Here is a 24,003-nt window from a genome sequence, read left to right as displayed (position 1 = left end):
CTGCGTCCGTTGGTTTCGGGAGGTGAGGTATCTTGTCTGAAACCATGCGCCATGCCTGCCGGTATGCTTGTGCTGTTCGAGTTGAGGGTTGGTGGAAACGCCGAAACGGAGACACGGGAGAACGATGGCACGGGACTTCAGAACGCGCAAGGAAACCGAGTACACCGGTCCGCTGTTCGCATGGGACAGGCAACCCGTTGTCGAAGCCGAAAAAGCACTCGATGCCGGTATGGGAGTCGGTGCCGGTGCCGGTGTTGGCACCGGGACGTCCGCCGCGGAGACGTCCGCCACTCGCTCAGCGCCTGTGTCGCGTGCCGAAGGCGTTCACGACAGCATTCATGCCGCGGAAACCGAGGTCATTGATCTCGCCGCCGAATTCATCGATCTTGACTCGTTCTCGGTCACCAATCAGGCGGGTCGTGCCAATCCGACAGGCCGTACCAGCAAGACCGACTCTTCCGTGTCCAAGGCCGGCACATCCGCCCGCCGGTCTCGCCGGTCGTCCTCCGAGTCCGCCCAGTCACCCGCACGGAAGCCGTCCCGTCGCCCCCGTGCCGCAAAGCAGCGTCGCGGCAAGCGAACCGTCGTCATCATCACCCTCATCGTGATCCTCGCGCTGGCGCTTGCCGCAGTCGGATCGCTGTCCGGCTACCGGTATTATCGCCTCGCCATCGCCGACTGCCAGCACTATCAGTACGCCTACCAACAGAATCGCGCGCATCTGGAGGCGGTCGCCGCCGAAGTCGACAACGCAGGCGATATCACCGTGAGCGAGCCGTCCGGCATATACGACGACGCGGCCTGTGACGCCAAACAACTGCCCACCGCGCTCGCGGGCAAGGCACACAAGTTCAAGACCGCATGGCAGCAGGTGGAAACCGAGGTCGCCGATCTGCGCAAGAAAGCGGCCACAAACGCGGCCGCGTCCGCACTCCTGCCCATGGACCGCGACCTCTCCGGCAGCACCACGGCCTTCGCCAACGCGATCGCCAATGCCCAATGGGTGCTCGACAACTCCAAGGATGCGGTGGCTGACTCGTCCACCCGCATCAAGCTCCTCCGGGCCATCGAATCCGCGCTCGCCGACACCACGGCTCTACAGGGGATGACGGGAACGGGAACGCAGGGTGCAGCGCTGTCCGCCGACACCGATCTGGCAACGCAAGCCGCCGCTGCTGCCGATGCCGCGAATCCCGCGTTCGACGCGCAATCCGCGTCCAAATCCGCCGACACCGCGGCCGACGCCCTGCACCTGCAATCTGATGTCGATGCCGCGCAGGCCCGCGCCGGTCACGTGCACGCGCTGAACGCGGCAGTGAACGCCGTGGTCAAGTCGCAGAACCGCAAGATCGGCATCGATTGCAGCGTGCAGAAATGCGTGGCGCTTACGTTCGACGACGGTCCGAACGCCGTGAGTCCGCAGGTGGTGCAGACACTGGAAAGCGAGGGCGTGCAGGCCACGTTCTTTGCCGTGGGACAGACCGTCGGCGCGGCGGATGCGGAAGGTGCCGAAGGTGCCTCCGCCGGTGCCGGCTCGGCGGGTGCGGAGGAGGCGTCGATTTCCCCGCTCGTCAAAGCGCTGTCGTCCGGCAGCGTGATCGGCGACCATACGTGGAACCATACGGATCTGCCGTCGATGAATTCCGCCGATCGTGCACAGCAGCTGGTCGACACGAACCGTGCCGTGCAGTCCGTCACCGGTCAGCCGGTGCGTCTGTTGCGACCGCCTCATGGGGCGTACGACGAGGCGTCGCGTCGTACGGCCGTGGCGCTGAACCTCGGCTTGGTCGATTACGACGTGGACTCGTACGACTGGAAGAGTCTCAACGCGTTGAAGACGAGGGAGAAGATCCTGGCGCAGGTGCGGCCCGGCTCGATTGTGCTGATGCATGACATCCACCAGAGCACGGCCGACGCGTTGCCCGATGTGATCCACGATCTGCGTCGCTTGGGTTTCACGCTCGTTACCGTTCCGCAGCTGCTCGACGGCTACCCCGCCCCCGGCGAAGTGGTCTACTCCCGCGACATGCGCGCCCAGTGGTAGTGGTTGACGGCACCGGCGGCAGTGTGTGCCGGTGCCGGCCAGGCGGGTGCCGATGCCGGCCCAGCGGGCGCGGCTGTCCAGTGGGCTCCGCGCATGTGACTACATGCCGTATGTGCGCATACGCCTGCGGTGATAACAAAAAAGGGATTCCGGCGAACCGAAATCCCTGATGGCGGAGAATACGAGATTCGAACTCGTGAGGGCTATTCACCCAACACGCTTTCCAAGCGTGCGCCATAGACCACTAGGCGAATTCTCCAGCGTTACCATCCTGAACTCGTGAGATTTGCTCAGTCAGGCAACTTGAAAAGAATAACACGGTTTTTGAGGAATGCAAAAAATGGCGTCATTGCAAGGCGTTATCGGCGTGTCGCGAGCGTGAGATGTGGCGTGTGAGGCTTGGGACTTAGAGTGGCAAGCTGCATTCCACGTGCACGTGCACGTGCACTGTTGTGTGTGCTGCACCGTTGCGTGTACTGCGTGTGCACACGGAGTGTCATGTGCCGGCGCATCCGGTGCGCGACAGTGCGCAACAGTACGAGGCCGGTGCGCATCATTTAATGACAGTACGGATATGCGAACAGTCCGTCGGCCCGAACCAAACAAATCAGGCTATTGTCCGTCTGGTGCCGATACGAATACCCGTTCCGCGGCTCCTCGTATTTGCCGCACTTATCGCGCTTGCGTCCAAGCTTCGCATCTGTCACATTTCGTTACCCGCGTTCCGCTCGCCGTCTGCGCTCGGCCTACCCGCGATCCGCCTCCATCTGCTTGGCGATCAGCATCTTCGCCTCCGAAAGCGTGGGGCAGCTCGGTTCGCCGGTAACCGAATCGGCCCGAGACACCGCGATCGACGAAGCCGCATTGGCCACTTCCACCGCGTCCTCAAGATCGGCGCCGCGCGCCAGCATCGCACACAGCACGCCGGTGTGGCATCCGCCGGCCGACTGCGTGTGCGTGGCCTTGGCGGCGTAGGCGGGCACGTGAGTGATCATGCCTTCGGAGCTGCCGATTTCATCCGGTTCCCACAGCCACGCGCCGCTGGCTCCGGTGCGGATGATCACCGGCGATTTCAGCACTTCGCCCAGCCCCTCGATCAGCTCCGGCATGGTCGCTTCGGTGCTGCCGTTGACCATCACTGGCTCTGGATCCGTGATCGGAATGCCAAGTCGGAGCGCCACCGCGCGGGCCTCGCGTTTGTTACAGGTCCAGATCGGACGATCGAGCACCAGCGTTTCGATAAGCTGCTCGTTCACATGCCCGATCACCGCGCCCGACGGGTTGATCACGATCTGATATCGATGCCCGTGCGGATTCCCGTTCTCGTCAAAACCGCCGTAGTCGCTCCAATGCTCGTCCTCGCGTCGCATGAACGCGAACACTGCGCTTGCGGTGCGGTTGGTGAGCGTGTTGCCGCTGATGTGCAGTACGTCGTTGCTTTCCGGGCGGATCTCGTCAAACGAGTCGAACGAGCCATGCGCCTCGGCGCCGAATTTGGCGATGAGCGTCTTGCGCGGGCTGCCGTCGCTGAGCAGTACGCGCAGACCGGAGTCCTCGTCCAGACGATCCTGGCCCGTGTGCGCGATGCCCTCCGCGTCGAACGCCTGACGGATCATGGTCGCCCACGGTCCGTTGCCGATGATGCCGGCATGTTCGGTTCGCGCCCCCATGCGCGCCGCGGCCTGCAGCGTGGCAAAGCTGCCGCCGATGCTGGTGCCGGCGTTCTCCGAGTATGCGAATCCGCCGGGCAGTGGAATGGTGTTGACACCCATGGTCAGATTGACCGCCACTTCGCCCAGTGAGATGACCTTGCCGTGTGCGTTTTGTGCGCCATCCGAAGGCGTTGCTGAGCTGGGTGCTGTGGGGTTGGTCGTTCCCGACTCGACGTTTTCGTTTTCGTTTTCATTACTGTGCGCAGACATTGGCGGACCTCCTTAAAAACATGGTGCCCCTGTCCCTTAAGGCGTCAGCATCATCGCTGATCTGTTTTCATTCTAACTGCGGGGGTATTCGGGGACAATCAACATTGCGAACGATTGTGGCGTGTTTTGCGTGACGTGGATGCGCTGCTGTATGTCTGCATAACTACGCGATAGGTGCGATGCTCGGGCTGGTGCTCGGGCTATGCGGATACGATCGCGGGCCGGTCGCGACGACGTTCGGGCTTCGGGGCAGAAATTACGGGCTGAAAAAGACGATTCCTGCGATTCGTAGTAGTGTGCGGACGTTTCAAGGCACGGAAACGTCCGTAAAGCACTACGAATTGCGAAAACCGTCTTTTTCAGCCCGTATTGTTGTCGACTGCCGCCCGGACTCTTCGTTGCCAGGGGTGACGTAGGCTGACTCGGGATCTGGTGAACGCCGTCGCTTTGGATTTCGGACTGCGGTGCACGTCGCACTGTTGGTCGTGGGGTCCGTGGGCTCTTGCCGCTGGGCATCGGATTGCGATGCGTCGGGTTGTGTTGCTGTATTTCGCCAAGTTGGTGTTTTGATTCTGTCGCTGATTATTCGGGCTTCGACTGTAGTCGTCTCGTTCGTACCTATTCTGGGTATTGCCGGACGTCTGGGCATAACCGGGTAGATTTGAGGACGATAAGGGGATGCTCGTGACGTGGCTTTACCCAGAGCCGACCGTCGTGCAGTAGGGCAACGGTGTTGCGCATCGCGCGGGAACGCTGTCTTCTTGTACTGGCTGATTGCGGCGTAAGAAGAGGTGCCGTGCTTGCCGATGTCTTGGTGACCATATCGTAAGTGTGATCACACTTTCTTCAAACCGTTGTAATTTCAAGGAAAGATAAGCTCTTCGTGCGACACGCCGACAAAACGGCGTAATACCAACCACTTGGTAGGTTTCTCTGCGCCAGCGCTTGCGCAAATTGCGCAGGTGCTCTATCGTTATTCATGTCAGCCAAACAAGGCGGACGGAAATAGAAAAGGAACAGCAATGAACATCAAGAACAGCATGATGCGCGGTCTGGCTATGTACGGCGCCTCCGTGATGGCCGGTTCCTGCAGCAAGATGAACCAGACGGTCATCGACCTGGCTCGCGAGGCAGAGACCCGCTGAGCGCGCAAACCCTGATCGACCGCGGATGGCCGCAGATCACAGGGCGTTCAAGACTTACAACTGAATAATCAATCACATACTTCAACAACAAGGAGAACATCATGAACATCAAGAAGAGCATTCTGCGCGGTATGGCCCTCTACGGCGCTTCCACTCTGGCTGCCAACCCGGTCGCCGGCAAAGCCATCGCCGACACCCTGCGTGACCTGCAGGACGACGCTCGCTGAATCAACTAGCGGCGCGGCGATAACTCGTAACCCATAACTCATAACTGAACTTCGAACTGGGATCCCGTTTCTTTCGCGATACGGAAACGGAATCTCGGCGACGGCCAAGGCCGCTGAATCACCGCGAGTGGATCGTTTCGATCGTTTCGACGGTGCCCAGTCAGGTCCGGCCCCATAGTTTCACCTGAAAATCCCCCACGGCTCAGCCGCTGGGGGATTTTCGTTTTTCCGCCAATCGTTATCTGCTGAGCGCCGTTGCTGCGTCGGACAATGCTGCCCGAACCGGATTGGTGGTATATGCCGAGGTGTCGGGGTGTCGGAAGCGTTATGCGGCGAAGCGGATATAAGTTCGATCGTCGAACGATCGTAATTCCGGCGTGAATCCCTTGGTCGTGCGGAATTCATTGACCAGATGCGGATCCGCGCGGCGCAATCGTTCCAGTTCCTGTTCCGACTCCGCCAGTGTGGGGCGCATGATCGGATATCCGTCGCTCGCGAGAACCACGTCGTCGCCTGGCCGCACCGAAACCGCGCCGATGACCCCGGACGTTGATGACTGTGCCGACAGCCATATCGAAGACTGCGATGGCTGTGGAGACGATTCCGACGACTGCAGCAACGACGCCGATGAATCCGCCTTCGCTCTCGTCTCCTGTTCCGTTGATCCTGCTGGCGATCTTGGTGATTCCTTTAACGCCCAATCCAACGATCGAGTCGGCGGTTCAGATTCTCCGCGAGCGACGTTGATAACCTGAATCGGATACTCCGGGTCTGTAAAGCCATCGAATACGAAGTATCCGTATTCGCCGCGCCGATTCGCGAACTGGGATTGCAATCGCAGGAACGGCATGATCATGTCTCGTGCCTGATCGTGCGAATCGCAAGAGCCCTGCCAGTCGTCCGATAGACTTTGCCGATCCTGTGGGCCCTGCAACCGCATCGCGTGCCATGCAAAGCTGCGCAGCTCGCCGAGCAGTACATCCACGCGTTTGGTGGTGGGGATCGCGTGTCCGTTGACCATCGCCTGACAATCCCCGAACAGCCAGATCTCGTGCCGCGCCGCCGAATAGATCACGGCATTGGCCTGCAGTCGATCGTTGGGATGATTGCGCACGTGGTCGAGCAGAGACCCGCCTGTGCACGTGCCGTTTTCGCTGTTTCCTTCCACACGCGTGTCGGTCCCGCACGCGTTGATACCCGCAGCCGCCATATCAGAGCGGTACTTCTCCCGCAGAGCACCGTCGATCAGCCGTTGCATGCCGCGCAGATCGGTCTCGGGGTGAGCCCTCCGCAATGCGGCGAGAATCGTATCCTTCGCCACGACCCCGGGTGTCGGATTCCAGATGTTCGCGGTGCTTTTACTGGTCACCCCATCCACCACGGCGATGAATCCGTTGCCGCAGTCGTTGGCGTAGATGCCGTCCTCGTTGAGTCGTGCATTCTCGCGCTTGCCCAAGGTCCGTTGTTCCGCAATATCGATCCGCATATCCGCTCCCGCCGAAAACCCACGCCCATTGTATGTATGCGGCCTCGGAAGATAGCGTGGCGCCCGCGGGGCTGGGCTCGGTGGCTATCTGTGCTTCGCTAGGCAGATTCCAGGGTCTGTATAGGTCTATGTACGCTTCGCTAGGTTGTTGGATTTTACTAGTCCTCAACAGAATGATGGGGAATTGAGCTCTCTGGGGGCTGCTGCCGGTTGGTCTATTTTGCGAAAGACCTAGCGAACGGTGGTTATATCTTGGGGATTTGCCGCATCTGCCTAGTGAACGGGGGATAGGTCAGGGGTGAGCGGTTGCAGATTCCACACGGGCATCAAATGCGGCTTCGTGGGCAGGCCGGGAGCAGACAGCTTTCACGACGGTTTCCATTATTTATTAGGTATTAGGCCACTGCTTGGTGGATGGATGGTCGGTCATGGCGACGATGTTGGAGCAGGTGCGCTGGTGTTAGTCGTGGCGATGTCAAAGCGGTTGCCTGATGAACAGGGTGCGATGACGCCGGAAGCCGCCGGACGGATCGGGTAGGTAGGGCCGGGTAGGTTGGGAGATACGTGTGTTGTGCAAGAAGGAAGCGAGCGGATATGAGTGCATGGACTCGTGTGATGAAGGCCGTGGTCGGGGGAGTGGCCGCAACGGCGATGCTGATGCCGATGGGTTCAGCCGTGGCAGCACCGTCCGCGTCCGGTTCCGATGCGAATGTTGCCGCGACGACCTCGACCGGCGCTTCCGACGTGACTTCTTCGGCAGCTCCCGTAACGACATCGACGGTGACGGGCACCTCGGCGGACGGCCCGACCAAGGTGGAGAAGACGCATACGCCGAAGACAGCCGAAGAGTCGTTTATGTCCGCGTCGGACGTGTCCACGTACGGGTTGGATGCGCAGAATGACGACGGCGAGAGTGGCTCCGACGGTCTGACCGACGACACCGGGTCCGACACGCTTGTCGCTGCGGCCGACCTCGATGGCCTAGCCACGGTGGGCGTGACGTGGAAGCAGCAGGATATGACCGACATGGCCAAGGCGCCGAAGCTCGAACTCCGATACTTCAAGGACAACGCGTGGAGCGAGTGGCGGACGCTTCCATCCGTTGACGATGATCTTGGCGAGATGGGCTCCAGCCCGGCCTATTACGTGGGTCTTGCCACCGAGGCCGAGGCGCGCCTGACCCCAGTGGATGGCCAGACGATTACCGAGGCGAAGTTCATCACCGTCGATCCGGGCTATTCCGCCGTTGGCGATGCAAAGACCAGTGCGGACATTACGGCTCGTTCCAATACGCGTGACGTGCAGTCTACCTCGACGGCACAGTCCGATGTGCCCCACTCCGACGCACGGTCCGATGTCCCGTCCGCGAATACGAATGCCGAACATGTGGATACCGCGAACAAGTCTGTGGATTCCGGCGTAGCAGATTCCAGTACAACGGCTTCGACTGCGGAGAACACCGCAAACACCGTGAATAACCGGGAAAACTCTGTGGATTCCGCAGCCGCGCCCACCGCCGCAACCTCCACCCCATCCGTCCGTACCGCCGCCGACGCCATCACCTCCGCCGGCCGCATCCACACCCGCGAGGAATGGTGGAAGTCCGGCAACCCGGCCCGCGCCTGGAAGCCCGACAACAGCGGCCACTGGCAGGGTGCCGTGGTCCACCACACCTACCAGCCGGCCAACAACTACACGCAGGCCGAAGTCCCCGCACTCATCAATGGCATCTACGTGTATCACAACACGTCCAACGGCTGGGGCGACATCGGCTACAACCTGCTCGTCGACAAGTACGGCGGCATCTGGGAGGGCCGCGACGAAGGCGTGGACAATCAGGTCGTGCCCGCAAGCAACGCCGTCGGCGCTCACGCCCGTGGCTTCAACACCGCCACGTTCGGCGTGGTCGTGCTCGGCGACTTCACCAGCCAGGCCCCATCCGAGGCCGCGATCAACTCGGTCTCCGCCGCCATCGCCTGGGAATTCAACGCCCTCGGCATCACCAACGCCAAGGACACGTTCGAATACAAGGGCACCCAGCCGCGCATCACCGGCCACGGCGACAAGGCCCACTGGGTCGACAGCGCGAACAACACCGCCTGCCCCGGTCAGAAGATGTGGGACCGCATGGACAGCATCCGCACCAAGGTGCAGTCGCTGCTCGTGCCCAAGATCAATACGCTCGCCACTGTCACCATCCCCGACGGCGTCTACTACATCAACGCGAAGGCACGCGACTCGGCCAGCATCGACATCCCCGACTACAGCACGTCCGACGGCACCCGGCCCCAGCTGTACTCGTACAACAACTCCGTCGCGCAGCAGTTCAAGTTCACCAAGCAGTCCGACGGCAGCTACGTGATCACCAACGTCAACTCCGGCAAGGCGCTCGACATCAACGGCGGCAACGCGTATAACGGCGCGACGGTCCAGCAGTTCACGTCCAACGGCACCACCGCTCAGCGCTGGTTCATCCGCGACTCCGGCAGCGGCTACTACATCCAGTCCGCGCTCGGCAACTGGGTGCTCGACCTCGCCGGCGGCAGCACGAGCGACCACACCACCGTCGCGCTGTACACGCCCAACGACACGAACGCGCAGAAGTTCCTGCTCGCGTCGGCCACGAAACCGTTCACCACCAAGGCCGTGAAGATCCAGTCCGCTGCCGCGAAGAACCGTGTGATCGACGTCACGGGTGCCAACACCGACAACGGCGCACGGCTCCAGCTCTTCGACGACAACGGCACCGACGCGCAGCTGTTCCGATTCCGTCAGGTGGGCAACGGCGTCTACACGATCACCAACGTCAATTCCGGCCGTGTGATCGATGTCGCGAACGGTTCGACCGGCAACGGGTCCGCCGTGCAGCAGTGGGATTCCAACGGTTCCGCGGCCCAGCACTGGATCGTGCGCACGGCAGAAGGCAGCAACGGCACCGACAGTGCCAACGGTACGGATTCGTCCGCCGTCGCGTTCTCGCTATACGGAGCCGGCTCCAACCGTGCGATCGACCTGCCCGCCGGTGCCACGGCCAACGCCACCAAACTCCAGATCTACGACGGCAACGGTACCAAGGCCCAGCAGTGGACCATCGCCGAAGCGCCGACATCACGCGACCGGTTGAACACGCTCGCCGCCCAGCATAAGGATGATCTCAAGGACGGCACGTACCGGATCGCGACCGCGCTCAAATCCTCGTCCGTGCTCGACGTGACCGGTGCATCCTCTGCAAACGGCGCGAACGTGCAGGTGTATGACTCGAACGGGTCCAAGGCGCAACGTTGGACGATCACGACGACCAGCACTATGCGCACGCGTCTGAACAAGATGGCCGCGCAGCACAAGTCCGACGTGGCCGACGGCACGGTTGAGATCGCGTCAACCGCGAAGAAGTCGATGCGCTTCGACGTGTCGGGCGGTTCGCGTGACGACGGTGCGAATGTGCAGTTGTATGCGTCGAACGGCACGAATGCGCAGGCGTGGAAAGTGTCGCACGACTCCGCAGGATACATGACGCTGACCAACGTGAACTCCGGCAAGGTGCTGGACATCTCCGGCGCGTCCACGAGCAACGGCGCGAACGCGCAGCAGTATGCGTCCAACGGTTCCTGGGCGCAGAAGTGGATTGCGGTGAAGAACGACGATGGTTCGATCACGTTGCGTTCCGCGTTGAAGGAGGATTTCGTGATCGACGCCGTTGGCGGCGGCACGAGCAACGGCACCAACATTCAGATGTACGCGTCCAACGGTTCCGCCGCCCAGCGCTGGACATTCAATAGGAAGTAAGGATCCGACCTACTGCAACCGTTGGCAATTCCTTGTATTTCCTAGGCTTACCGAATGGTAAGATCGTGATATTCACCGGTTTGATGTGAGGACAATTGAAGAGTTCTCCATCGATCGTGTGGTTCGCAATCCATATGAGGAAATGAACGAAGGAAGAGAATGAGCAGTAGGAAACCTCTTGCTGCGGTGTGCGCTGCCGTGGCGGCGTTGTCGATGCTGGTGCCGGCGTCGATGGCTTCCGCCGCGGACGCGTCGAACGCCACCGCAAACGCCTCTGCAACCGTTGGTCAGGATTACGCCTCGTCCAGCGTTGCCAAACGAGCCGAAGCCGCCAAGAAGGCGGCGGAGCAACAGCAGCAGTTACTTGAGGAGTCGTCGCAGACTCCCGCATCCGCAGCCCCGGCGGCGGTGAACCCCGATTACCCCGATGCCTGGAACGAAGGTACCGACACCGGTGTGACGAAGCTTCCCGCCAGTGTCACCGGCGTTTCCTCCATGACCGCCGACACCGTGCGCGGCGTGAACCTCACCTCGTATCAGGCCGAGAAGTCCGCCGGCGTGACGTTCAAGGACTTCAATGGCAGCGAGATCGACGACGCCGGCATGATGCAGCTGCTTAAGTCCAGCGGCGTGAACTACGTGCTGCTCAAGGTGGCCGTCAACCCCGCCGACAACGATGGCAACACCTACGGCGGCGGCAACCCCACGCTCGACAATGCCCTGAAGACCGCCAAGGTGGCTCAGGCCAACGGGCTCAAGGTGAACATCCAGTTCCTCTACTCCGATTTCTACACGTCCAAGACCGTGCAGAAGCTGCCGAAGGGCTGGCCGACCAAGCAGGCAGACCTCGAAACCAAGGTCGCCGACTACACCAAGCGCTCGCTCGCAACCCTGAAGGCCGGCGGCGTGACCCCGGACATGGTCACCATCGGCAGCGAGATCAGCTCCCCGTACTACGACGACAGCAAGGCGCTGCAGGGCGGCTTCCTTGGCATGGACAACTGGAAGTCCATCGCCGCGCTGATCCAGTCGGCCAGCAGGTCCATCTCCGCGAACAGCGGAAACACCACGATCGCGGTGGGCGTCTCGTCCGTCACGCCGGTACTGGTCACCACGTACGTGGACATGCTCAAGTACTACAAGGTGGACTACGACGTGCTCGGCACCAAGGTGTACGCCGTGTACGACGATCTCGGTGCCCTCGCCCAGACCCGCAAGACGGTCTCTGAGGAGTATGGCAAGTCGATCGCCGTGCTCGATACCCTCTACCCGTTCACGCCGTACGATTCCGACGGCCAGTCCAACACCACGGGCGGCACCGATCTGACCGCCGCCGGCAAGACGCTCAGCCCGCAGGCGCAGGCCGACTATGTGCGCAGCCTGTACAAGGCGATCGTCTCCGCCAAGAACAATGCGAACGGCGCCGGCGTGTTCTACGGCGACGCCACGTGGATCGCCGTCAAGGCCGGTCTGTGGCATGCCGACGACAACTGGAACGCCGCCAACGAGTATGGCACCGGTTGGGTGAGTAAGTACGCCAACGGCTACGTGGACTATGCGAACAACGGTGGCGCATCCCAGCAGGATGACGCCGCCCTGTTCGACGATCTCGGCCAGCCGCTGCAGTCGCTGAAGATGTTCGCCCAGCTCGCCGCCGCGAACCCGTCCGACACCGACCTCGTGCCCGAGGCACAGGACCCGTACGCGGACGGCTCCGACACCGGTGCGTCCAAGGAGCCGGCGTCCGTGGAATCCATTCCCACGGTGACGAACGACACCATCCGCGGCGCCGACGTCTCCAGCTATCAGGCGCTCTACGAGGCCGGCGTGCGCTTCAAGAACTTCGAAGGCAAGGAAGAGCCGCTGTTCAAGATCCTCAAGGACAACGGCATGAACTGGGTACGTCTGCGCCTGTTCAACGATCCGAAGGACGCGCAGGGTCGTTCCTACGGCGGCGGCAACAACGATCTTGAGAACGTGACCGCCATGGCCAAGGAAGCCACCAAGTACGGTCTCAAGGTGAACGTCGACATCCACTACAACGACTTCTACTCGTCGTCGTGGCGCACGCCCAAGGCGTGGAAGGGCCACGACTTCGATCAGCTGAAGACCGACGTGGCCGACTACACCGCCGAATTCATGAGGGCCATGAAGGACAACAACGTTGACCTCGGCATGGTACAGATCGGCAACGAAAGCAACTGCGGTCTGCTCGGCGTCACCGTGTGCAGCAATGGATTCGACTTCGACAAGGATCCGAACTGGAGCAAGCTCGTCGATCTCATGAACTCCGCCGCCAAGGTGATCCGCAAGGAATCGCCGGACACGCAGATCGCCGTGCACATGATGTATTCGGATTCGTGGACGATCAACGTGATCGCTGACAACTTCCAGAAGTACGGTCTCGACTACGACGTGTTCGGCATGACCTACTACCCGTTCTGGTCCGCCGGCAGCGACAACACCAACGCGCACGACGGCATGGCCGCGCTCGTCAAGAGCGAGAAGGTGATCACCGAAACGTACAGGAAGAAGTTCGCGGTCATGGAATTCAGCCAGCCGTTCACCATGAGCGACAGCGACGGATTCGCGAACAACCTCACCGACGGTGGCGTCAGCGACTACGCGGCCAGCGCCCAGGGCCAGGCCGACGTGATCCACGACATCATGAAGACCGTGACCGAAACCGACAACGGCACCGATCTGGGCCTTGGCGCGTTCTACTGGGAACCGGCATGGATCGCCGTCGTGCCCGGCACCAACCACTGGCAGATCAACCGCACGTATTCCAACGATTTCGGCACCGGCTGGGCCAGCGAATACTCCAAGGACAACGATCCGAACAACACCGAATACGACAGCTGGGGAGCCTCCGGCTGGGATAATCAGGCGCTGTTCGACGATCACGGCAACGCACTGCAGTCGCTCAAGGCGTTCACGCAGATCATCGCCGACCGTACCGTCACATTCGACACCCAGGGCGGCAACGCCATCGACCCCGTGACCGTGAAGGACGGCACCGTGATCGGCAAGCCCGCCGACCCGACCCGCGTCGGATACGCGTTCACCGGCTGGACCACCGACAAGGACGGCAAGAAGCCGGTCGACTTCTCCAAGCCGATCTCCGCCGACACCACGCTCTACGCTCAGTGGGGCACCAACGCCTACACCGTGCGCTTCCACGCGAACGACGGCGCCCAGCCCGAAAAGACCACCGACCAGAAGATGGCCTACGGCACGGAAGCGGACCTGAACAAGAACGCGTTCACCCGCACCGACTGGACGTTCGCCGGCTGGAACACCAAGGCCGACGGCACCGGCGACTCGTTCGCCGACGGCCAGAAGGTGACCAACCTCACCGACCAGGCCAACGGCGTGTTCGACCTGTACGCCAAGTGGACGCCGAACGTGACCGGCATCGCCATCACCGCGCAGCCATCCAAGACCGGCTACCACGTGGGCGACACGTTCGACACCAACGGTCTCGCCGTCGCCGCCACCCTCGCCGACGGCACCCAGCGCCCGCTGGACACCGGCGAATACACGGTCTCCAGCCCCGACATGAGCACGGCCGGCACCAAGACCGTAACCGTCACCTACCTGCAGGACGGCAAGCCGGACAAGTCCAAGACCGCCACATTCGACATCACCGTCGAACCCGGCAACCGTGACAGTCTGAGCAACAGCCTCAACGCCGCCGACAAGCTCAACGAGAACGACTACACCGCCGACTCGTGGAAGGCGCTCGCCGAGGCCCGCGACAACGCCCGCAAGGTGCTCGCCGACGCGAACGCCACCGACCAGCAGATCCAGGACGCCGCATCCGCACTCGGCGACGCCACGTCCAAGCTGGTCCGCGCGTACACGGTCCGCTTCGACTCGCGCGGCGGCTCCACCACCGCCGAACAGAAGGTGGCCGACGGCAAGAAGGCCGAAAAGCCCGCCGATCCGACCCGTGCCGGCTACACGTTCGTCGGCTGGACCACGGACGAACAGGGCCGCGACACTTACGATTTCAACACCGCCGTAACCGCCGACGTGCAGCTCTACGCGCAGTGGAAGAACATCACGGCCGTCGCCACGCCGGAAGCGGTGAACACGCCCGCCCGCAAGGCCCCGACCCTGCCCAAGACCGTTGACGTCACCTGGTCCGACGGCACGACTGCCAAGGCCAAGGTGACCTGGGATGCCGTCGCCAAGTCGCAGTATGCGCAGGTCGGCTCCTTCGACGTGCACGGCACGATCGACGGCTGGGACCAGGGCGTGACCGTGCACGTGAACGTGACCATCGGCACCGGCACGTACGCCATCGCCACCGCGCTGAACGGCGGTGAACGCGTGTTCGACATCCCCGGCGGCTCCACCGCATCCCGCGCGAACGTGCAGCTGTATGACCGCAACGGCACCGCCGCGCAGAAGTATCGTGTGACCGCGCTGAAGAACGGCAACTACACGATCGTGAACCAGGGTTCTCGCCTGCCGCTGGCCTACCCGCTGCATGCCAAGGACGGTTCCCGCATCCAGCAGCGCAACGGCTCCGACACGTATGGCACCGAGTGGACGATCGCGCTCGCCGAGAACGGTTCGTTCACGATCCGTCCGGCGGCCGATGGTCTGGAGGGCATGTCTCTTGATGTGCCGGGCGCGAACAACAGCAACGGCAGTCTGCTGCAGCTGTGGTCGTTCACTCAGGATGGCGAGAATCTGGCGCAGCGGTGGAAGTTCCTCGACGCCACCAGTCCGCGCGAGAAGCTCGACCGTCTGGCCGACGAGCATCGTGACGATCTGAAGAACGGCACGTACAAGGTGTCGTCCGCGCTGAAGGATGCCGCTGTGCTTGACGTGTCCGGCGCGTCCACCGGCGACGGCGCGAACGTGCAGCTCTACGATTCCAATGGCACCGATGCGCAGGTGTGGACGGTGTCGCATGACGACGACGGCTATGTGACGCTGAAGAACGCGAACTCCGGTAAGGTGTTTGACGTGTCTGGCGGTTCGGCCAACAACGGTGCGAACGTGCAGCAGTACGGTTCCAACGGCACGTACGCCCAGAAGTGGGTGGCCGTGAAGGGCGACAACGGTCTGATCAAGCTGGTGTCCGCGCTGAGCCCGGATCTGGTGCTTGACGTGTCAGGCGGTTCCTCCGCGAACGGCGCGAACGTGCAGGTCTACTCGTCGAACGGCACTAAGGCGCAGCGTTGGTCGTTCGCCGCGGCGAAGTCCATGCGCATGCGTCTTGACGATCTGGCCGCCGAGCACAAGTCCGATGTTGCCGCAGGCACCTATGAGATCGCGTCGACGGCGAAGGGTTCCATGCGCTTCGACGTGGTCGGCGGCTCTCGCGACGATGGTGCGAACGTGCAGTTGTATGCGTCGAACGGCACGAACGCGCAGGCGTGGAAGGTGTCGATCGATGCGAAGGGCTACGCGACGCTGACCAACGTGGAATCGGGTAAGGTGCTTGACATCTCCGGCGCGTCCACGGCTGAGGGCGCGAACGTGCAGCAGTATGCGTCGAACGGTTCGTGGGCGCAGAAGTGGATTCTGCAGAAGAATGGCAATGGTTCGATCACGTTGGTTTCCGCACTGCGCGAGAACTTTGTGATCGACGCCGCCGGTGGTTCCACGTCGAATGGCACCAACATTCAGATGTGGAGTTCCAACGGTTCCGCCGCCCAGCGCTGGACGTTCGAGAAGAAGTAGTCCGGCCGCGTTTGCGGAATGCTGCGTTGCGGATGTTCGTCTGAGGGCGAGCGAACGCAGCATCCCATAACCATAACCAGCCATACACGCCGAATCGCACATATTTTCTGTGCGGTTCGGCGTTTTTGATGATCATTTGCTCATGCAAATGCTGGCAAACAATGGCATTGTTCGTCTTGGCGATACTCATCGGCCATATAATCCGCCTGAATTCGTCCTCTTTGTTGTGGACGAAAGAAGGGAATATGAGGTATGAGTAAGGCGAAGAATACGGATGGTGCCGGCAGAGCACCATTCAAAGTGATCGCCGCGTTATGTGCTGTTGCCATGGGTGCAGCAACTGCGGCGGTCACCACGTCAGCGGCTTCGGCGGCACCTGCCACTGTGCAGACTACGCAGTCCGCGTCCGTGCAGACGGCGGCCGATCAGTCCAACGAGGAACTGGAGATCGCGCCGTCCGGCCTGCCGTCCAAGACGGCTCCGTTCGATCAGACGATCGCGTACTTCCTGTGGCCGTACCAGTGGGGCACGCAGAACGTGGGCGATACGGAGTCCCCGAAGCAGAGCGCACTGCAGGTGGATCGTGGCTCCACGTCTGACGTGAACCAGACCGAGAGCGCGTCCGGCAATGCCGCCGACGAACCGCAGACGTACAGTCAGAGCGAACATATCGCCGCCGGCGAGTACGGATGGAAGGGTCCGGGCACGCGTCCGACCGAACCGAATCTGAAGTCCCTTGACGCACAGCTCAAGCTGGTCAAGGAATCCGGCATGACGTATGTGAAGACGTCGTACCTGATCAGCCCGCTCAACGCGGTCGATCCGAACTGCGATCAGTCTGTCCCCGGCGACTGCGCGCCGAGCACCGATCTGCCTGATCAGATCATCCAGCGCATTCTCGACGCCGGCCTGAAGCCGGTCGTCTACTTTAGCCAGGGCAACCCGGATCCGAAGGCCGTGAGCAATCCGGACCCGCATCAGGTGTACAAGACCGTGCCGTCGTTCACCAAGGATCAGGTGAAGGACACGATCTCCGACGCCATCCAGAAGTTCGCCAACAAGGGCATTATCTGGGAGGCGTTCAACGAGCCGGAATCCGAGGAGCACTGGCCTGGTGGCAACAACAAGGACGAGGCCAAGATCCAGTGGATCGAACTCGACCAGTTCATTGGCGACACCATTCGGCAGTATGATCCCAACGCCGCCTACGTGTGGGGCAACTTCTCCGGTCCGGGCAAGCTCAACCAGTACCAGAACGAGATGAAGGCCGCACACGCCACGGCACTGTCCGGCCACGGCTACTGGATCAGCTCCCCGGAGAATCCGCTGGCATCCAGCCCGGTTGGTGGCTACGACTTCATGGATTCCGAGTTCGGATGCTCGGCGGGTAACACCGAGACCAGCTGGTCGTGTGGCTTCAACAAGATTCCGAAGGATTCCAACCTGCAGGGTATCTGGTTGATTCGTCAGCTGCTCGTCAAGGACATCAAGGGTCTGAACCTCGCCTCGCCGTACCGCATGGTCGGCTATGACTCGTTCAGCATCAACGAGGACAACGATCCGGCCAACCCGGGCGATGTGAAGACCACCGAAGCGTACAACATCATCAAGGATGTGACGCTGGCGCTCAAGGGCTACAGCTACGTGGATGGTTCGTATCAGAACGCCGACGGCGTGTATCGTGCCATCTACCGCAACAAGTCCGGCGCGCAGAAGCTCGTCTACTGGACGGCCGACAAGCCCACGCTCGACAATGACGACCAGACCAAGGACGTCACCATCAACTTCGAGAACCAGGACGTGAGGCTCACCGCCAAGGCCGTGCCGCAGGTGTATGAGACCCCCAAGGCCCCGCAGGAGGGCACGTACCTGACCAACCTCACCGCGTGGAAGACCACCGACGGTCAGGTGATCCAGGCCCACGGCGGTTCCGTGCTCAAGGACGGCGATACGTTCTACTGGGTCGGTCAGGGCGCGCCCGACAACGTGCCGACCGACTACAACGGTGCCAACGGCGTGTTCGCCAACCAGTGGCTGTACACGACGATCAACATGTACAAGTCCAAGGATCTGGTCAACTGGCAGTTCGCGAACGCGGTGACCAGCATCGACGATCCGAACGCCGCGGAATACTGCGACGGCAACGTTGCGGGCCTGACCTCGAAGGTGCTGAACTACAACGATAATAAGAAGTTCAAGGATCTGGTGACGAAGCACCCGCAGTACCTGCAGAACTCCAAGCTCGGCTGCAAGATCGAACGTCCGCACATCCTCAAGAACGCCAAGACCGGCAAGTACCTGATCTGGGCACACTGGGAGGGCACGGTCGGCTACGGCTCCTCGCAGCTTATCGCGTTCCAGTCCGACACCGTTGACGGCAAGTACCAGCCTCTCAAGTGGCAGGACGGCCAGGTGCACGCCCAGCCGAAGGTGAACGTGAACGGCAAGCTCACGCCGATGGCCTCCCGCGATCTGTCCGCATGGGCCGACCCGGACACCGGCAAGGCGTACATCGTGTCGTCCACCGAGAAGGTGCGTCTGTACCGACTCAACGACGACTACACGGGCGTTGACCCGGACGGCTCCTACGAGTTCCCGAACATCAAGTACCGGGAGGCTCCGAGCCTGTTCAAGGAGAACGGCCGGTTCTACATGATCACGTCCGCCCAGGATTACTGGGATCCGACGCAGACCGAGTACGCGAGCACGAGCAACATCGAGGACCCGAACGGCTGGACTAACCTCACCGAGTTGCAGAGCCGTGACGATGCCCGCAAGAACTGGGGCAACCAGGATTCGAACACCCGCACGTACATCGGTCAGCCGACCTATGTGCTGCAGTATCAGGATGCCAACAACAAGCCCGCAGTCATGCTGCTCGCCGACGACTGGAATCCGCTGAAGAGTCACACCGCCGACGTGGACACCACCAAGGCCAACTACGTGATGACGCCGGTGAAGCGTCTCGGCAACAACCAGCTCAGCACGCCGTTCCAGCGCACGGTCGTGCCGATGGGTGCCGGACAGGCTCCGTCCACGATCGTCGCCGTGGAGAATCCGGACGCCGTGACCACCGCCATGGGCGTGGCGCCGGTGCTGCCGACGACCGTGAAGGCGACGTGGAGCGATAAGACCACGACCGATGAGCCGGTGACGTGGGATGCGATTCCTGCGGAGTCGTATGCGAAGCCCGGTTCGTTCGAGGTCAAGGGCAAGGCCGCTGGTCTTGACGTGACCGTGAAGGTGACCGTGGAGAATGCTCCGGTGAGCGTGGAGAAGCTCGCCGACGTGACCACGAATGTGGGTAACGTGGCGCAGCTGCCCAAGACCGCCAAGGTGACGTGGGCCGACGGCACCACCACCGAGGAGGCCGTGGATTGGAGCTCCGTGGACTCGCAGAAGTTCTTCACCATCGGTACGTTCACCGCGACCGGCAAGGTGAAGGGTCTTGACGCGCAGGTGGCCGTGAACGTGACGCTCAAGGACGGCACGTACGTGATCGCCACCGCCATCGAAGACGGCTCCCGCGTGGTCGACATGACCGGCGCATCCAAGGCCGTCGGCGCCCGTGCGCAGCTCTACACCGCCAACGGCACCATGGCCCAGCGTTACAAGTTCAAGCATCTTGACAACGGGAACTACACCATCAAGAACGTGAACTCCGGCCTGTTCCTCGCGCACGGCAATGCTGCGGGGGATCCGGTGACGCAGCAGAAGGACGAGGGTAAGGCTGCGACTCAGTGGCAGCTTGCTGGGACTGATTCTGCGCTGACGATTGCCGCATCCGACTCCAGTCTGGCTTTGGACCTGCAAGGCGCAATCAACGCCGACGGTACGCCGATTCAGATCTTTGACGGGAACAGTTCTGAAGCCCAGCAGTGGAAGATCAGCGGTGCTGAAACGCCGCGCGATCGTCTCGACAAGCTGGCCGATGAGCACCGTAACGACATCGCCGATGGCACGTACAAGTTCGCCGCGGGCAAGAAGAACGCGGAAGTGCTCGACGTGGCTGGCGGCTCGCGTGACAACGGCGCGAACGTGCAGATCTACTCCGGCAACGGTACCGACGCTCAGGCGTGGACCATCAAGCACGACGCCGACGGCTACCTGACCATCACCAACGCTGGCTCCGGCAAGGTGCTCGACGTGGCTGGCGGTTCCACCAATCCGGGCGCGAACGTGCAGCAGTACGACGGCAACGGCACATGGGCCCAGAAGTGGATCGCGGTCTCCACCGCGAACGGCTTCAAGATCCAGTCCGCCGCCGCGGAGAATCTGGTGCTCGACATCGTCGGTGGCAGCACCGACGACGGCGCGAACGTGCAGATCTACTCCTCGAACGACTCCTCCGCCCAGCGCTGGCGTCTGAAGAAGACCACCACGACCCGTCAGCGTCTCGACAAGCTGGCCGCCGATCACAAGGGTGATCTGGCGGACGGCACGTATGAGATCGCGTCCACGGCCGCGAAGCAGATGCGTTTCGACGTGGTTGGCGGTTCCGCCGACGATGGTGCGAACGTGCAGCTCTATGAGGGCAACGGCACGAACGCTCAGGCGTGGAAGGTGTCGCATGACAAGAATGGTTATGTGACACTCACCAATGTAGAATCCGGCAAGGTGCTCGATATTTCGAATGCCTCGTCGAACGATGGCGCGAACGTGCAGCAGTGGTCGTCCAACGGATCGCTCGCCCAGAAGTGGGTGCTCGTGAAGGAATCGAATGGTTCGTTCACTCTGCACTCCGCCCTGCGCGAGGACTTCGTGATCGATGCCGCCGCCGGTGGCACGAGCAACGGAACCAACATCCAGATGTGGACGTCCAACAACTCGGTCGCCCAGCACTGGGCCTTCAACAAGAAGTGATCTAGTGGCCTTCCGATTCGTTCTGAATCGGAAGACCGACTAGTCCAGCCGCTGGTCATACTCCACGCGAGCGCCGCAACTGTTCCATACAGTTGCGGCACTCTTTGTTTATGGTTGTTTATGCTCGGTGCGCGGACGCGGTTGAGCTACGCCTCTATAGCCGCACGATAAGATAATAAGAAGATAAGATAAGATACAAGATATAAGAAGATAAGATAAGATACAAGATACGACGAGTCGATAGGTGGTATCTACGCATGACAGGGTTTTCAGAGGATCTGTACACGGAGTTCAAGCGCGATTGGGTACAGGGCGCCAAGCGTACGGCTGTCGCATTTGCCAATACGGATGGTGGGATCATATGGCTCGGCGTCGATGATGATGGTCATGTCTGCGGTGTACCGGATGCCGATGAATCGATGAGGCAGGCCACGCAGGCGATTTCAGATGGCATCCGTCCAGATCTGATGCCTTTCATATCGGTTGATTCGGAGGACCGGGAAGGGGCCACGGTCGTTGCGGTGCATGTCGGTCGCGGGTCGAATAGGCCGTATTATTTGGCGGATAAGGGCATTCGTTCGGCCGGGGTGTATGTGCGGTCAGGTGCTGCGTCGATTCCGGCATCGGAGTCTGCGATTGTGGACATGATACGAACCACTGCGGGGAATTCATATGAGTCGGCTGTGAGTCTTGAGCAAAGCCTGACCTTCCATTCAACAGAGAATGCGTTTCATGGTGCTGGTCTGGCTTTTACGACGGCATCCATGCGTACGCTGGGTATGGTGAATGCGGATGGTGTGTTCACGAATCTGGCGTGGTTGCTGTCGGACCAATGCACGGTGTCGATCAAGGCCGCGGAGTTCTCGGAATCGAGTAAGGAGACTTTTCTGGATCGTCAGGAGTTTTCCGGTTCCCTGCTTGACCAGATCGATCAGGTTGCCGCGTTTGTCAACCGGCGTAACCGCGTAATATCGCGAGTTGAAGGGCTGAAGCGTGTGGATGAGTATGCGTATGCGCCTCTGACGTTGCGCGAGGCTTTGCTGAACATGATCATTCATCGCGATTACGCCCTGAGCGCGCCTTCGTTGGTCAGCGTGTTCCCGAATCGTATGGAATTCCTCAATCCTGGTGGTTTGCCGGATACGCTGACTCGTTCCGATATGTTCAACGGTATTTCGTGCCAGCGGAATCCCAAGTTGGCAAATGTGTTCTATCGTCTGCATCTCGTAGAGGCGTATGGGACTGGAATACGACGCATTCTGGCGGATTACGCGGATGCCGATACTCAGCCGGAGTTTAATATCAGCGATCATGTGTTTCGTCTTGTGCTGCCGCGGAAACGTCTTCCGGATGAGGATATGCATAGCGCTCAATCGCACAGCGCTCCTGCCGTTTCGCAACCAGCAAATGATAGAGAGAAGAAGGTTCTCGATTACATTGCTGAACATGATGCGGTAACGCGTGCCGAGGTGCAATCGCTGATCAACGTATCTCAGGCAACCGCCGCCAAGCTGCTGCGATCCCTTATCAAGCGGGGTCTGCTTGTCCGCGAGGGTAGTGGCCCGTCTACACGGTATCGGCTGGCTGGCCTTGGTAATAAATAGCGGTGGTGGGTGCATGGCAGTGTGAAAAAGACTGCCATTCGTCACTGCAGCTTCCGTGTCGGTCTATGTCCGCACGGAAAATGCTCTTTGGTGAATCTGTGGAGTTCGGGACGATGCAATGTGCTTTCCAGAGTGAAGTCGTTCTGCCATCTCCACAGTGGGGTAGAATCCTGTTAGCTGTGTGCAAAAATGAAACTTTGTCCCCTCACCGTTTTCGAGGGGAGAAGAAACGAGGCGAGGTTTGGATATGAGTGAGCAGACGAACTCCTCGGAGAAGAGGACCATCACGGTGCTCATCCCATGCTACAACGAGCAGGAGTCTCTGCCCATCCTGTTTGACCGTATGGATGCCTTGGTAGCCGGATCGGAGACATTGGACTACACGTTGCTGTTTGTCGACGACGGGTCGAAAGACAACACCCGCCCTCTGATCAAGGAATATGCGACAAAACATCCGTATGTGGAATACATCTTCTTGTCCCGTAACTTCGGCAAGGAAAAGGCCATGTACGCGGGTATCGAGAACGTGCATACCGACGGCTTGGTGATCATTGACGCTGACTTGCAGGATCCGCCGGAACTCATTCCGCAGATGGCGGAACTGTGGATGCAGGGATATGACGACGTATACGCGCGTCGTCGTTCTCGTGAGGGCGAGAGCTGGCTGAAGAAGGCCACTAGCCGCTGGTATTACGATCTGTTGCAGAAGGTGTCCGGCGTGGCCATCCAGAAGGATACCGGCGACTTCCGTCTGCTTGATCGCAAGTGCGTTGACGCGTTGAAGCGGCTGGATGAGTCCGAGCGCAACTCCAAGGCGCTGTTCAGCTGGATCGGTTTCAAGAAGATCGAGTTCCTCTATGATCGTGATAAGCGTGTGGCGGGCAAGACCAAGTGGAACTATCTGAAGCTGTTCCATCTGGCCATGGACGGCATTACCAGTTTCACCACCGCGCCTCTGAAGATTGCCACGTGGGTGGGTAGTTTGGTGTCGTTGGCGGCGGTCGTCTATGCCATCGTCATTCTGGTCAAGACCTTTGCTCAGGGCATCGATGTTCCCGGCTATGCGTCCACCATGGTCGTGGTTCTCATTCTGGGTGGGGTGCAGCTGCTCAGCCTCGGCATCATTGGCGAATACCTTGGGCGCATCTTCATGCAGACTAAGGGGAGGCCGAATTATCTGGTGCAGGAGCAGAAGATTAATAAGTAGTTGTGAGTGCTAGTAA

At 60.8% G+C, this 24,003-nt stretch carries 10 protein-coding genes and 1 tRNA gene; 8 read left to right on the top strand and 3 right to left on the bottom strand.

The genetic code is table 11. The annotated features are described in order from the left end of the window. The first annotated feature begins 124 nt into the window (after positions 1–124). A complete protein-coding gene (locus tag BTIS_RS06900) occupies positions 125–2,044 on the top strand; it encodes a polysaccharide deacetylase family protein (protein WP_094663962.1) in 1,920 nt (639 codons plus the stop codon). Positions 2,045–2,214: 170 nt separating this feature from the next. On the opposite strand, the gene BTIS_RS06895 is transcribed toward BTIS_RS06900, so the two are convergent. After that, positions 2,215–2,303 (bottom strand) — tRNA-Ser (locus tag BTIS_RS06895). Positions 2,304–2,790: 487 nt separating this feature from the next. Further along, positions 2,791–3,966: a PfkB family carbohydrate kinase gene (locus BTIS_RS06890; RefSeq protein ID WP_094663960.1), complete on the bottom strand. Its 1,176-nt coding sequence runs from the start codon at positions 3,964–3,966 to the stop codon at positions 2,791–2,793. A gap of 1,022 nt (positions 3,967–4,988) precedes the next feature. Between BTIS_RS06890 and BTIS_RS12225 the strand changes: the two genes are divergently transcribed. Then, a complete protein-coding gene (locus tag BTIS_RS12225) occupies positions 4,989–5,111 on the top strand; it encodes a hypothetical protein (RefSeq protein ID WP_275542045.1) in 123 nt (40 codons plus the stop codon). Positions 5,112–5,212: 101 nt separating this feature from the next. Continuing rightward, complete coding sequence (locus tag BTIS_RS12220) at positions 5,213–5,338, top strand: hypothetical protein (protein WP_258185439.1); 126 nt, start codon at positions 5,213–5,215, stop codon at positions 5,336–5,338. A 325-nt stretch (positions 5,339–5,663) separates the two neighbouring features. On the opposite strand, the gene BTIS_RS06885 is transcribed toward BTIS_RS12220, so the two are convergent. Beyond that, the gene (locus tag BTIS_RS06885) at positions 5,664–6,824 is read right to left on the bottom strand and encodes a hypothetical protein (protein ID WP_143248893.1); all 1,161 of its coding nucleotides are present in this window, start codon (positions 6,822–6,824) and stop codon (positions 5,664–5,666) included. A gap of 594 nt (positions 6,825–7,418) precedes the next feature. Between BTIS_RS06885 and BTIS_RS06880 the strand changes: the two genes are divergently transcribed. The 5 genes from BTIS_RS06880 (at position 7,419) to BTIS_RS06860 (ending at position 23,987) form a co-directional block, all read left to right on the top strand. Further along, complete coding sequence (locus BTIS_RS06880) at positions 7,419–10,610, top strand: RICIN domain-containing protein (protein WP_094663956.1); 3,192 nt, start codon at positions 7,419–7,421, stop codon at positions 10,608–10,610. A gap of 159 nt (positions 10,611–10,769) precedes the next feature. After that, on the top strand, positions 10,770–16,313 hold the full coding sequence (locus BTIS_RS06875) for a glycosyl hydrolase 53 family protein (RefSeq protein WP_143248892.1): 5,544 nt from the start codon (positions 10,770–10,772) through the stop codon (positions 16,311–16,313). Positions 16,314–16,565: 252 nt separating this feature from the next. After that, positions 16,566–21,176: an RICIN domain-containing protein gene (locus BTIS_RS06870; protein WP_094663952.1), complete on the top strand. Its 4,611-nt coding sequence runs from the start codon at positions 16,566–16,568 to the stop codon at positions 21,174–21,176. A gap of 257 nt (positions 21,177–21,433) precedes the next feature. After that, positions 21,434–22,780: an RNA-binding domain-containing protein gene (locus BTIS_RS06865; protein WP_094663950.1), complete on the top strand. Its 1,347-nt coding sequence runs from the start codon at positions 21,434–21,436 to the stop codon at positions 22,778–22,780. A gap of 247 nt (positions 22,781–23,027) precedes the next feature. Then, a complete protein-coding gene (locus tag BTIS_RS06860) occupies positions 23,028–23,987 on the top strand; it encodes a glycosyltransferase family 2 protein (RefSeq protein ID WP_169713074.1) in 960 nt (319 codons plus the stop codon). The last annotated feature ends 16 nt before the right edge of the window (positions 23,988–24,003 follow it).

The organism is Bifidobacterium tissieri, assembly GCF_002259645.1.
Taxonomy (GTDB): domain Bacteria; phylum Actinomycetota; class Actinomycetes; order Actinomycetales; family Bifidobacteriaceae; genus Galliscardovia; species Galliscardovia tissieri.
Note: the sequence above shows the minus strand (reverse complement) of the source record. Positions and strands in the feature narration are given on the sequence as shown.